Source organism: Noviluteimonas lactosilytica (assembly GCF_020866925.1).
Taxonomy (GTDB): Bacteria; Pseudomonadota; Gammaproteobacteria; order Xanthomonadales; family Xanthomonadaceae; genus Noviluteimonas; species Noviluteimonas lactosilytica.
In genome coordinates this window covers 357,996-369,888 of record NZ_JAJGAK010000002.1, presented here as the reverse complement: position 1 = coordinate 369,888, position 11,893 = coordinate 357,996, and the positions used below count along the sequence as shown (strand labels likewise).

The window sequence follows — 11,893 nt, the reverse complement described above, 5'->3', positions numbered from 1 at the left end:
GGGGTTCGTGCGCGAACTGCTGGTCGCACTGACGTTCCCGCTGGCGCTCACGCTCGCGGTGTTGTGCGTGGCCGGCGTGGTGTACCTGCTGCGATTCAGGCGCGCTGCCGTGGCGCTGTCGGTGGTGGCGATCGGATGGACGCTGTTCTGGTCGGTGCCGCGCAACGCCGAATGGCTGCGCGACTCGCTGGAAGATCGCCACGCGATCGCATCGCCCGCGTCGTATCCGAGGGCCGATGCGATCGTCGTGCTCGGCGGCGGATGGTACGGGTGGGTGTCGCGTCCCGACGTCCAGCTCGACGACATGAAGTACAGCCGCCTCGCGGAAGGCGCGCGTCTCTACCTCGCCGGGCGCGCGCCGCGCGTGATCCTCTCGGGCGGCGGCGAAGGCGAGCGCACCGAGGCGCGCAACATGGCGCGCGGCGCAGACCGGCTGGGCATTCCCGCGCAGGCGTTGCTGCTCGAAGAACACAGCACCGATACCGAAGGCAACGCGCGCTACACGGCGCAGCTCGCCCGGCGCAACGGCGTGCAGTCGGTCCTGCTGGTCACCTCGGCGCTGCACATGCCGCGCGCGAGCCAGCTCTTCCGCAACGCCGGCCTGGCCGTGGTCGAAGCGCCGGTGCCCGAACCGCCGTCGGTCCGCGGCGACCGCTGGTCGGACCGCTGGCTGCCGAGTCCGCGTGCATTGTGGCGAAGCGGCCGCGCGCTCAAGGAATACGCCGGCCTGCTGGCCGCCTGCGTCGGTGGAAAGACCGCGTGAAGGAAACCGGGCTCGCAAGCCCGGCCGTTTTCACACGGCGCGCGCAACCCTGTCCGTAAGGTGCCCGGCACAACCTGAATTCGGGCCACGGGGCCTTCCCGTCGGTATCGACACCAAGACATCGGCGCGCGGGTGCGCGCTTCCCAGCTAGGAGGGCTCCACCTTGAACACGCATCTGACTCGCGTCATCGCGCTCGCGACAGCCCTGGTTCTTACCGGGTGCATCCCGGGCCAGAAAATGTCGGTGAAGGGCGGCGGTACCGAGGTCGTGGGCGGAATCGAAATCCCGGTGCAGACCATCACCGCCGACATGGTGTCCGCCAAGCGCCAGCCCGTCGTGCTTCCCGCCGAGCTCACGTCCTTCCAGCCCGAGTCCTACGTGGTCAGCCCCGGCGACACGCTGATCATCACCGTGTGGGACCACCCGGAACTCACCACGCCCGCCGGTTCGCAGCAGCAGGCCGTCACCAACGGTCGCCAGGTGCAATCGGACGGCACGCTGTTCTATCCCTACGCGGGCAAGATGAAGGTCGGCGGCATGACCGTCGAACAGGTGCGCAGCCAGCTCGCGAACAAGCTCTCGCGCTACCTCAAGGAACCGCAGGTCGACGTCAACGTCGTCGGGTTCGGTGGCCGCGTCGCGCTGCAGGGTGCCTTCACCAACACCGCGCCGCAGGACACCACGACGGTGCCGCAGACGCTGGCGCAGGTGGTGGGTCGCGCGGGCGTCGACGTCGCCAACGCCGACATCTCCGGGCTGGTGCTGACGCGCGACGGTCGCAACTACATCATCGATCTCGACGCGATCAATCGCGACGGCGTCGCGCAGGACATCTACCTCAAGACCGGCGATCGCCTGTTCATGCCGTACAACGATCGCAAGGAAGTTTATGTCGTCGGCGAAGCGAACGAGCCGCAGGCCATCCCGTTCAAGACCACCGACATGTCGCTGACCCAGGCGCTGGGCCGCGCGGGCGGCCTCGATCCGAGCACGTCGAAGGGCAGCGCGGTGTACGTGATCCGCGGCATGGACGACCAGGGCAATCCGGCTAGCGTCTACAACCTCGACGCCACGTCGCCTGCCGCATTCGCCGTCGCATCGCGCTTCAACCTGCGCGCCGGCGACGTCGTGTGGATCGGCCCGGCCGGTATCACCCGCTGGAACCGTTACATCACGCAGCTGCTCCCGTTCTCGGGCCTGATCCGGAACGCGGCCGCCGCCGGGAGCGATCTGTAAGCAACGCATACAACGTGGGGAAGAAAGCAGGACCTCCTTCATCGCGCGGCGTCAGGGACGGCGTCGCGCGAGGCACCCGGGAACGGAAGCCCGGAGCCGGACACTCTCACAGGGACGCGCACCATGGATGGTGTCGCAAAGGCCGGGGACTCCCCGGCCTTTTTTTCTGCGCGCGATTTTGTCGCGCCATGTCTCACGCGATGGGATCGCAGCGGCTAAAGTGCGGCATCGCCCCACGCAATGCGCACGCCCGATGGCCAAGGTCGCCGTTTCGAAGAAATCCCGCAGCACCGCCTACGTCTGCAACGAGTGCGGCGCCGATTACGCCAAGTGGCAGGGCCAGTGCGACGCATGCGGCGCATGGAATTCGCTGGCCGAGATCGCGCTCGAGGCCACTGCCGCGGCGGCGCCGGCCGCGCGTCGCGGCGGTTGGGCGGGGAAGGTCGACGCACCGCAGGTCACCGCGCTGCGCGAAGTGCGCCACAGCGAGGAAGCGCGCGTGCCGACCGGCATCGGCGAGTTCGATCGCGTGCTCGGCGGCGGGCTGGTCGAAGGCGCGGTCGTGCTGGTCGGCGGCGATCCCGGCATCGGCAAGTCGACGCTGTTGCTGCAGGCGCTCGCGCAGATGGGCGAGTCGCTGCCGGGGTTGTACGTCACCGGCGAGGAATCGCTGGCGCAGGTCGCCGGTCGCGCGGTGCGCCTCGGATTGCCGATCGACCACCTGCACGCGCTCGCGGAGACGGGCGTCGAACGCATCCTCGAACAAGCCGTCGCGATGCGCCCGAAGGTGATCGTCGCCGACTCCGTGCAGACCCTGTGGACCGAATCGATCGGCGCCGCGCCAGGTTCGGTGAGCCAGGTGCGCGAGAGCGCGGCACGCCTCGTGCGCTACGCGAAGGAAACCGGCACGGCCGTCTTCCTCGTCGGCCACGTCACCAAGGAAGGCGGCATCGCCGGTCCGCGCGTGCTCGAACACATGGTCGACGCGGTGCTGTACTTCGAAGGCGAAAGCGGCAGCCGCTTCCGCGTGCTGCGCGCGTTCAAGAACCGCTTCGGCGCGGTGAACGAACTCGGTGTGTTCGCGATGGGCGAAAAGGGCCTGCGCGAAGTGCCGAATCCTTCCGCGATCTTCCTCTCCGGCGGCAGCACCGCGCAGCCGGGCAGCGCGGTGATGGTCACGCGCGAAGGCACGCGCCCGTTGCTGGTGGAAGTGCAGGCGCTCGTCGACAGCTCGCCGTTGTCGAACCCGCGCCGCGTCGCCGTCGGCCTCGAACAGAACCGCCTCGCGATGCTGCTCGCAGTGCTGCACCGCCACGGCGGCGTCGGCGTCGGCGACCAGGACGTGTTCGTCAACGTCGTCGGCGGCATCCGCTTGCAGGAAACGGCGGCGGACCTGCCCGTGCTGCTCGCGGTGCTTTCGTCGCTGCGCGACCGCCCGCTCGCGGAGAAGACCGTCGCCTTCGGCGAAGTCGGCCTCTCCGGCGAGATCCGCCCCGTGCCCAACGGCGAAGAGCGCCTGAAGGAAGCCGCGACGCACGGCTTCAAGCGCGCGATCGTGCCGAAGGGCAATGCGCCGAAGGCGGGGGCTTACAAGGGGCTCGAAGTGATTGCGGTCGAACGATTGTCCGACGCGTTGTCCGCGGCAAACTGACGCGCGCAGCCTCAGCCGAGCGCGGGCAAACGCTTCACCTGGAAATCCAGGCGTCGTCCCAGCACGCGGAACGCTTCCGCGATCGTGTCGATCTTCGTCACGTGGTCGAGGTCGATGATGCGTTGCACCGATTGCGGCGTCGTTTCGAGGCGGCGCGCGAGCTCGGCCGGTGTCACCTGTTGCGCGAGCATTTCGTTCAACAGCAAGACCTTTGCGCTGAGCGATGCGGGAAGTTCGACGAATGCCTGGCCTGCGCGTACCTTGCTCGGCAGCGGCACCGGGCGATGATCCTCGAAGTAGAACTCCATCGCGGTTTCGAGCGCATCCTGCGCCATCTCCATCGCATGGGCCTTCGTGCGCCCCGAGGTCAGCGCTTCGGGAATATCCGGAAAGCAGACGAACCAACCCTTGCCGTCGCGTTCGAGCTCCAGGGGATACACCAACATTCGCGCGCTCCTTCACAGGCCAAGTTGACGGAGGATCGCCCTGCGCAACGTATCGCCGATCTCGTGCGCAGGGTGGCGGGGCAGGGAAGATTGCCTGCCACGCAGGAACACCTTCGTGTGTTTCCGGCCTTCCTTGAACAGGGCGCCCTGTGCTGCGAGCCAGCGGCGGAATTCGCTCTGCTTCATGGCCTGCACGCCGAAGTGGGGTGTGCAGGTTCCAACGTGGGCGACGCCTTTCCAGTCAGGCGAACGCGCGTCGGAGTGTCAGAAAAACACCAGCGCGATCAGCGATCGAACTGATGTCTGACTGTAAACATTAATGTTGATCAGCGCAAGCGCGGGTCAGTGCCCCGATGCCGCTTCCGCCGACGGCCCCGCCTTCGCCTGGAAAGGCGGCTTCGCGATCCACACGAACGCGATGACGACGAGGAAGACGATGCCGAGCAGGTGGAAGATTTCGTTGAACCCGATCTGCGCGGCCTGGTTGGAGATCATCCGCTCGAGCACGGCCGCGCCCTTTTGCATGTCGCCGCCGCCCAGGCGCGTGACCGTGTCGATCGTCGCGGGGTCGTAGGACGACAGCTTCTCGGTCAGGTGCGCGTGGTGCACCGCGCCGCGTTCGGTCCACATGTACGTGGTGAGCGATGCGGCGAACGAGCCGCCCAGCGTGCGCATGAAGGTCGCAAGGCCGGAGCCCGCCGCGATCTCGTGCGGTTGCAGGTCCGACAGCAGGATCTGCAGCACGGGCATGAAGAAAAGGGCGACGCCGAATCCCTGGAACAGCTGGACCAGGGCGATGTGGTTGAAGTCCACGTCGAGGTTGAATCCGGCGCGCGCGAAACTGGTGAGCGACATCGCGATGAAGGCGATGCTCGCGAGCATGCGCAGGTCGAACTTGTGCGCGTACTTGCCGACGAAGGGCGTGAGCAGCACCGGCAGGATGCCGATCGGCGCGGTCGCGAAGCCCGCCCAGATCGGCGTGAACCCGAGGTTGCGCTGCAACCACAGCGGCACGAGGATGCCGACGCTGAAGAACGCCGCGTACGCCACGACCATCGCGATCGTGCCCGCGGTGAAGTTGCGGTGGCGGAACAGGCGCAGGTTCACGATCGGGTCCTTGTCCGTCATCTCCCAGATGACGAACACCACGAGCGAGATCACCGACACGATCGCCAGCCACACGATCAGCGTCGAATGGAACCAGTCCTCGTCGTTGCCGAGGTCGAGCAGGATCTGCAGCGCGCCGACGCCGAGCACGAGCGTGATCAGGCCGACGTAATCCATCTTCGGCTTCTCGAGCCGCTCCGGGCGTCCCTTCAACTGCCGGCCGACCACGAACGAGGCGAACAGCCCGATCGGCACGTTGATGAAGAAGATCCACTCCCAGCTGTAGTTGTCGGTGATCCACCCGCCGAGGATCGGGCCCGCGATGGGCGCGACGACGGTGACCATCGCCAGCAGCGCGATCGCCTGTCCGCGTTTGTGCGGTGGATAGATCGAGATCAGCAGCGCCTGCGTGATCGGATACATCGGGCCGGCGACGAAGCCCTGCAGCGCACGCGCGGCGACGAGCAGGCCCATGCTGTTGGCCAGGCCGCACAGCAGCGACGCGACCACGAACAACGCGGTCGCCCAGACGAACAGCTTGCGCTCGCCGAAGTGGCGCGTGAGCCAGCCGGTCAGCGGCAGCGCGATCGCGTTGCTCACCGCGAACGAGGTGATGACCCACGTCGCCTGGTTCGCGCTGCCGCCGAGGTTGCCGGAGATGGTCGGCAACGAGACGTTCGCGATCGTCAGGTCGAGCACCTGCATGAACGACGCCAGCGCGAGGCCGAGCGTCGTCAGCGCGATGTTGGGCGGACGGAACCCGGCCTGCGGCAGGGCGCCGGCGCCGTTTCCCGGCGCGTTTGCGGCGACAGCGGACATGGAGGCTTAGCCGTGGCGGCCGAGGTTCTCGCGCACGATCTTCGCGATGCGCGCTTCGGCTTCGAGGAGTTGCTTGTCGTAGGCGTCGGTCGTCAGCAGCGGCTTGGCGGGCGGCGCATCGGCGAGCAGCGCGCCGTCCTGGTCGCGGATCGTCACGTCGGCGTGCATCGACAGGCCCAGGCGCAACGGATGGTCCTTCAGCTGCGCGGTGTCGACGGAGATGCGCACGGGCACGCGCTGCACGATCTTGATCCAGTTGCCGCTCGCGTTCTGCGCGGGCAACAGCGCGAACGCGCTGCCCGTTCCGAGGCCGAGGCTGACGAGGTGGCCGTCGAAGCGCACCTTCTTGCCGTACAGGTCCGAGTGCAGTTCGACCGGCTGGCCGATGCGCATGTTCGCGAGCTGGGTTTCCTTGAAGTTCGCTTCCACCCACACCTGTTCCAGCGGCACGACCGTCATCAGGGTCGTGCCCGGTTGCACGCGCTGGCCGAGCTGCGCGGTGCGCTTGGCGACGTAACCGCTCACCGGCGCGACGATCGCCATGCGCTGCAGGTTGAGGTACGCCGCGCGCAATTGCGCGGCGGCGGCGGCGACCTGCGGCTGCGTCTGCACCGTGGTGGCGTCGACGAGCGCGCGATTACGCGAGAGGTTTTCGTTCGACGCGGCGAGCGCGGCTTCGGCCGAGGCGAGTTCGTCGCGGGCGTGCGCGAGTTCTTCCGCGGCGACCGCACCGGTGGCGACGAGGCCCTGGCGACGCGCGACGTCTTCGCGCGCCTTCTGCACCGCGACGCGACGCGCGGCGATGTCGGCCTGGTTCGCTTCGACCGTGCTGTACAGGCCGCGGGCCTGGCGCACGGTGTTGGCGAGGTTGGCTTCGGCTTGTTCGTACGCGACGCGCGCGTCGTTGGGGTCCAGGCGCACGAGCACGTCGCCGGCCTCGACCTTCATGCCGTCGTCGGCGGCGATGCTGACGACCGTGCCCTGGGTCTGCGGCGTGATCGACACGACGTTGCCCTGCACGTAAGCATCGTCGGTGCCTTCGTGCCAGCGCGCGACGAGCAGGTACCACGCCGACCACGCGATGGCCGACACGACGACGACGCCGGCGAGGATCGCCAGCGCGCGCTTGCGCTTGTTCACCGGCGGCGTCGCCGAGGCGGGAGCGTTGGGGTTGATTTGCTGGGTCATGGGCGAGGCGGCAAGGAATATTGGGTGGGGGTCGGGTTTTGCGATGCAAAACCCCGGGGGGAGGGAATCAGTTGCTGGAAAGTTCGACCGGGTGCGCGATCGCGAGACCGCCACCGAGCGCGCGCTGCAGGTCGATCGTCGCCTGCAGGCGTTGCGCACGCAGCGCGTCGATCTGCTGCTCGAATTGCAGCAGCGGTCGTTGCGCGGCGAGCACGTCGAGCTGCGTGCCGAGGCCGGCCTTGTAACGCGCGGTGGCCAGCGAGTACGCGGATTGCGCGGCGTCGCGGGCCTGGTCGAGCGTCGCGAGTTGCGTTTCGAGCGCACGCGCGGATTGCACCGCGTCGGCGACTTCGCGCACCGCGCCGACGAGCGCCTGGTCGTAGTCGGCGACTGCGAGGTCGAACTCGGCATCGGTCTTCGCGAGGTTGTTGCGCAGTCGCCCGCCATCGAAGATCGGCAGGCTCAACGCGGGACCGCCGTTGACGAGCGCGGCGTCGCTGGAGAACAGATCGGACAGGTGGCCCGATGCGAGACCGGCCATCGCGTTGAGATTGACCGTCGGATAGAACGCGGCCTTCGCGACATGGATGCGTTCGCCCGCGGCTTCGACGCGCCAGCGCGCGGCGACGACATCGGGGCGATGACCGAGCAGTTCGCTCGGCAGCACGTCGGGCACGCCCGGCGCCGGCGCCTGCAGCAGCGCAGGCTTCGTGATTGCGCGACCGCGGTCCGGGCCCTTGCCGAGGAGTGCGGCGAGCGCGTTGCGGGCGAGATCGGCCTGTTGCTGCGCGGCTTGCGCCTGTTGCTTCGCGCCGGCGACGTTCGCCTCGGCGTTGCGCAATTGCAGCTGGTTGTCGAGGCCGGCCTTGACGCGTTGTTCGGAAAGCGAAGCGAGGTTCGCCGCGCGCGCGGCTTCGGCCTCGGCGGTGTCGGCGGCGTCGTGTGCGAGCGCGAGCGCGATGTAGGTGCGTGCGATGTTCGACGCGAGCACCAGGCGCGCGGCCTGCGCGTCGACTTCCGCGGCGCGTGCCTGGTCGAGCGCGCCGCGCCATTCGGCTGCGTGCGCACCCCACAGGTCGATGCTCCACTTGAAGTCGAGCCCGAGCAGCATCACGCCCTGGTATTCGCCGCCGAAGTCGCCGGGGGCGATCGTCTTCGGGACGAGCAGGCCGAGGTATTGCGCGCTCGCACCGAGCGTCGGCTTGCGCGCGGCGTCGGCCAGGCCCGCCTGCGCGATCGCCTGGCGCACGCGCGCATCGGCGGCGGCGAGCGACGGCGTGCCGGCGAGGGCTTCTTCGATCAACGCGTTCAACTGCGGATCGCCGTACGCGGCCCACCAATCCTGTTGCGGAAAGCGCGCGTCGGACGTCGCGCCGAAGGATTGCCGTGTCGCGAGCGTCGTGTCCGCATCGCGCGGTTGCGAAGCGGGCGCGAGGCCGTGCGTGCTGGCGCAACCGGCGACGAACACCGCGATCGCCATCGAGAGGGGGATCAAAGGCAGGCGCATGTCAGTCGTTCGCCGCGAGGTTGTCGCGGACCTGGGAGAGGAGGCGGAGGAGTTCGGCGCGTTCGGCGTCGTCGAGGTTCGCCATCGCGACCTCGTGCACGCGCTGCGCGGAGGGGGCGACGTCGGTCCACATGGCGCGGCCGGCATCGGTGAGCACGATGTGCAACGCGCGGCGATCACCGGGAACGGCTTCGCGCGCGAGCAGGCCGCGTTCCTCGAGCTTGTCGAGCAGGCGCGTCATCGCGCCGGGATGCAGGTAGGCCGCGCGCGCCAGTTCGGTCACGCCGGCCGGGCCGTGGGCCAGCGTCTTGAGGGTGATGTACTGGCTGAAGTTGAGGTCGTGGCCGTTGGCCGCGAGCTCGCCCTCCATGCGTGCCCACATCGCGTCCCGCACCTGGCGGAACAACAGCCCCAGCGAGGAGCCGTTGCAGGGTTCGGTCGTCTTCATGCCCGGCATGATGGATGCCGACGCAATAGTTGTCAATGCAACTATTGTGAAAGCAGCCTTTGCAGGCCGGGCCGTTGGGCCGCCAGCAAGGCTTACACCCGCTTGAGGACCATCTCCAGCACGAACTGGCTACCGAAGAAGGCCAGCAGCAACAGGGTCATCGCGACCAGGGTCCAGCGCACGGCCTTGGCCCCGCGCCAGCCGCGGCGCCAGCGGCCCAGCAGCAACCCGCCGAAGACGAGCCACGACAGCACGCTCAGCACGGTCTTGTGCACCAAGTGCTGCGCGAACAGGTTCTCGACGAACAACACGCCGGTCAGCAGCGTCGCGGTGAGCAGCGCGAAGCCGACGGCGATCGTGCGGAACAGCAGCGATTCGAGTTCGGTGAGCGGCGGCAACGCGCGCAGCCAGCCGTGGAATTCGCGGCGGCGCAACGCGCGTTCCTGCGCCCAGAGGAACACGGCGAGCACCGCGGCGATGCCGAGCGTCGCGTACGCGAGCAGCGCGCACCACGCGTGCAGTTGCAGGCGCCAGTCGAGCGGTTCGGCGGCGGTCACGTGCCCGCGCATCGCGTAAGCGACGGCGACGCCCGCCGCGATCGGGAACACGAGGACGCCGAGCGCGGCCATGCGTCCGCCGGCGCCGAACAGCGTCGTCAGCGCCGCCATGCCCAGCCCGACCAGCGACAGCGCGGAGAAGAAATGCAGGTCGAGCGCGCCGGCCTCGCGCCAGGTCATCACGTGGAGCGCGGCATGGAGCACGAGCGCGACGACGGTGGGCAGCAACCACGCGCGGCCGTGCCCGTCGCGCGCGACGCCGCGGGCGAGCAAACCGGCGGCGAGCAGATAGGCGAGGGCGGCGATGAATGCGAGCGTCATGCGGCGAGTGTCGCACGAGGCAGGGGCTATACTGCGCGGCCCCGTCTTCCATGGGCGGATGCATTCCAGCGTCCGCGCGACCGCCTCCATGTTCGAATCCCTGACCCAGCGACTCTCCGGCACCATCGAGCGCCTGCGCGGCCGTGGCCGATTGACGGAGGAGAACATCCGCGAGTCGCTGCGCGAAGTGCGCATCGCGCTGCTGGAAGCCGACGTCGCGCTGCCCGTCGTGCAGGCGCTGGTCGAACGCATCAAGGTCCGCGCGGTCGGCCAGGAAGTGCTGAAGTCGCTGACGCCGGGCCAGGCACTGATCAAGGTCGTGCGCGACGAACTCACCACGGTGATGGGCGCCGCGGCGGCCGATCTGAACCTCAACGTTCCCGCACCCGCCGTCGTGCTGATGGCCGGCCTGCAGGGCGCCGGCAAGACGACCACCGTCGCCAAGCTCGCCAAGCACCTCAAGGAACGCCGCAAGAAGAAGGTGATGGTGGTGTCGGCCGACGTGTATCGCCCGGCCGCGATCGAACAGTTGAAGACGCTGGCGCAGCAGGTCGACGTGCTGTGGTTCCCGTCCGACCCGTCGCAGAAGCCCGAAGCGATCGTGCGCGCCGCCATCGAAGATGCGCGCAAGTCGTACGCCGACGTGCTGATCGTCGACACCGCCGGCCGCACCAGCATCGACGAAGCGATGATGCGCGAGATCCAGGCGCTGCATGCCGCGGTCTCGCCGGTCGAAACGCTGTTCGTCGTCGACTCGATGACCGGCCAGGACGCCGCGGTCACCGCGAAGCATTTCGGCGAAGCGCTGCCGCTCACCGGCGTGGTGCTCACCAAGACCGACGGCGACGCGCGCGGCGGCGCCGCGTTGTCGGTGCGTTACATCACCGGCAAGCCGATCAAGTTCATCGGCACCGGCGAGAAGCCCGACGGCCTCGACGTGTTCCATCCCGATCGCGTCGCCAGCCGCATCCTCGACATGGGCGACGTGCTGTCGCTGGTCGAGCAGGTGGAGCAGCAGGTCGACAAGGACAAGGCGGCGAAGCTCGCCGAGAAGGTCGCCAAGGGCAAGCGCTTCAACCTCGAGGACATGCGCGACCAGCTCGAGCAGATGCAGAACATGGGCGGCCTGCACGGCCTCATGGACAAGCTGCCGGGCATGGGCCAGGTCCCCGAGCACCTGAAAAGCCAGGTCACCGGCAAGGAAGTCCCGCGGATGATCGCGATCATCGGTTCGATGACGCCGAAGGAACGCCGCAATCCGCACCTGCTCAACGGCTCGCGCCGCGCCCGCATCGCCCGGGGCTCGGGCACCCAGCCGGCCGACGTGAACAAGCTGCTCAAGCAGTTCCAGCAGATGGAAAAGATGATGGGCAAGCTCGCCGGCGGCGGCATGAAGGGCCTGATGCGGGGCATGAAGGGCATGATGGGCGGCCGCGGCGGCATGCCGTTCCGCTGAACCCGTCCGGGAGGATCGGGCCGGGCAGGGGTTCCACCGACCCCCGTCGATCCCCTACAATCGCCGGCTTACCTCGGCACCCTGCCGACTGGGCAACACAGGAAACTCCGCACCATGGTCAAGATCCGCCTTACCCGCGGCGGCGCGAAGAAGCGCCCCTTCTACCACATCATCGTCACCGACTCGCGCAGCGCGCGCGACGGCCGCAACATCGAGCGCCTGGGGTACTACAACCCGATCGCCGCGGGCAACGACAAGCCGGTGGAACTCAACACCGAGCGCCTGAACTTCTGGATCGCCCAGGGCGCGCAGATGACCGACAAGGTCGCGAACATCGCCAAGCAGGCCGCCAAGGCCGCGCCGGCCGCCTGAGTTTCGCGTTCGCGCACCGCG

General features: G+C 68.4%; 12 protein-coding genes. 5 read left to right on the top strand and 7 right to left on the bottom strand.

The features are described 5' to 3' along the window. The first annotated feature begins 7 nt into the window (after positions 1 to 7). The 3 genes from LK996_RS10955 to radA all read left to right on the top strand — a co-directional run bounded on the left by LK996_RS10955 (position 8) and on the right by radA (position 3,651). Positions 8 to 763 carry a YdcF family protein gene (locus LK996_RS10955; RefSeq protein ID WP_230527212.1) on the top strand — a complete coding sequence of 252 codons (756 nt, stop codon included), beginning with the start codon at positions 8 to 10 and terminating at the stop codon, positions 761 to 763. A 163-nt stretch (positions 764 to 926) separates the two neighbouring features. After that, positions 927 to 2,000, top strand: coding sequence for a polysaccharide biosynthesis/export family protein (locus LK996_RS10950; RefSeq protein WP_230527211.1), 1,074 nt, complete (start codon positions 927 to 929; stop codon positions 1,998 to 2,000). Between the two features lie 253 nt (positions 2,001 to 2,253). Then, complete coding sequence (gene radA / locus LK996_RS10945; RefSeq protein ID WP_230527210.1) at positions 2,254 to 3,651, top strand: DNA repair protein RadA; 1,398 nt, start codon at positions 2,254 to 2,256, stop codon at positions 3,649 to 3,651. An 11-nt stretch (positions 3,652 to 3,662) separates the two neighbouring features. Here radA and LK996_RS10940 read toward each other — a convergent pair whose 3' ends face one another. From LK996_RS10940 to LK996_RS10910, 7 genes are all read right to left on the bottom strand, one after another. Beyond that, a complete protein-coding gene (locus LK996_RS10940) occupies positions 3,663 to 4,097 on the bottom strand; it encodes a type II toxin-antitoxin system HicB family antitoxin (protein WP_230527209.1) in 435 nt (144 codons plus the stop codon). A gap of 12 nt (positions 4,098 to 4,109) precedes the next feature. Then, a complete protein-coding gene (locus LK996_RS10935) occupies positions 4,110 to 4,283 on the bottom strand; it encodes a type II toxin-antitoxin system HicA family toxin (RefSeq protein WP_230527208.1) in 174 nt (57 codons plus the stop codon). 156 nt (positions 4,284 to 4,439) lie between these two features. Continuing rightward, complete coding sequence (locus LK996_RS10930; protein ID WP_230527207.1) at positions 4,440 to 6,023, bottom strand: DHA2 family efflux MFS transporter permease subunit; 1,584 nt, start codon at positions 6,021 to 6,023, stop codon at positions 4,440 to 4,442. A gap of 6 nt (positions 6,024 to 6,029) precedes the next feature. Beyond that, the gene (locus LK996_RS10925; protein ID WP_230527205.1) at positions 6,030 to 7,211 is read right to left on the bottom strand and encodes an HlyD/EmrA/EmrK family protein; all 1,182 of its coding nucleotides are present in this window, start codon (positions 7,209 to 7,211) and stop codon (positions 6,030 to 6,032) included. Between the two features lie 67 nt (positions 7,212 to 7,278). Beyond that, positions 7,279 to 8,718: an efflux transporter outer membrane subunit gene (locus tag LK996_RS10920; RefSeq protein WP_230527202.1), complete on the bottom strand. Its 1,440-nt coding sequence runs from the start codon at positions 8,716 to 8,718 to the stop codon at positions 7,279 to 7,281. Between the two features lies 1 nt (position 8,719). Beyond that, the gene (locus LK996_RS10915; RefSeq protein WP_230527201.1) at positions 8,720 to 9,166 is read right to left on the bottom strand and encodes a MarR family winged helix-turn-helix transcriptional regulator; all 447 of its coding nucleotides are present in this window, start codon (positions 9,164 to 9,166) and stop codon (positions 8,720 to 8,722) included. A 92-nt stretch (positions 9,167 to 9,258) separates the two neighbouring features. Further along, positions 9,259 to 10,044, bottom strand: a complete 786-nt coding sequence (locus LK996_RS10910) for a cytochrome C assembly family protein (RefSeq protein ID WP_230527199.1) — start codon at positions 10,042 to 10,044, stop codon at positions 9,259 to 9,261. Between the two features lie 88 nt (positions 10,045 to 10,132). Between LK996_RS10910 and ffh the strand changes: the two genes are divergently transcribed. After that, a complete protein-coding gene (gene ffh, locus LK996_RS10905) occupies positions 10,133 to 11,500 on the top strand; it encodes a signal recognition particle protein (RefSeq protein ID WP_230527197.1) in 1,368 nt (455 codons plus the stop codon). A gap of 114 nt (positions 11,501 to 11,614) precedes the next feature. After that, a complete protein-coding gene (gene rpsP / locus LK996_RS10900) occupies positions 11,615 to 11,872 on the top strand; it encodes a 30S ribosomal protein S16 (protein WP_230527196.1) in 258 nt (85 codons plus the stop codon). Positions 11,873 to 11,893: the final 21 nt, after the last annotated feature.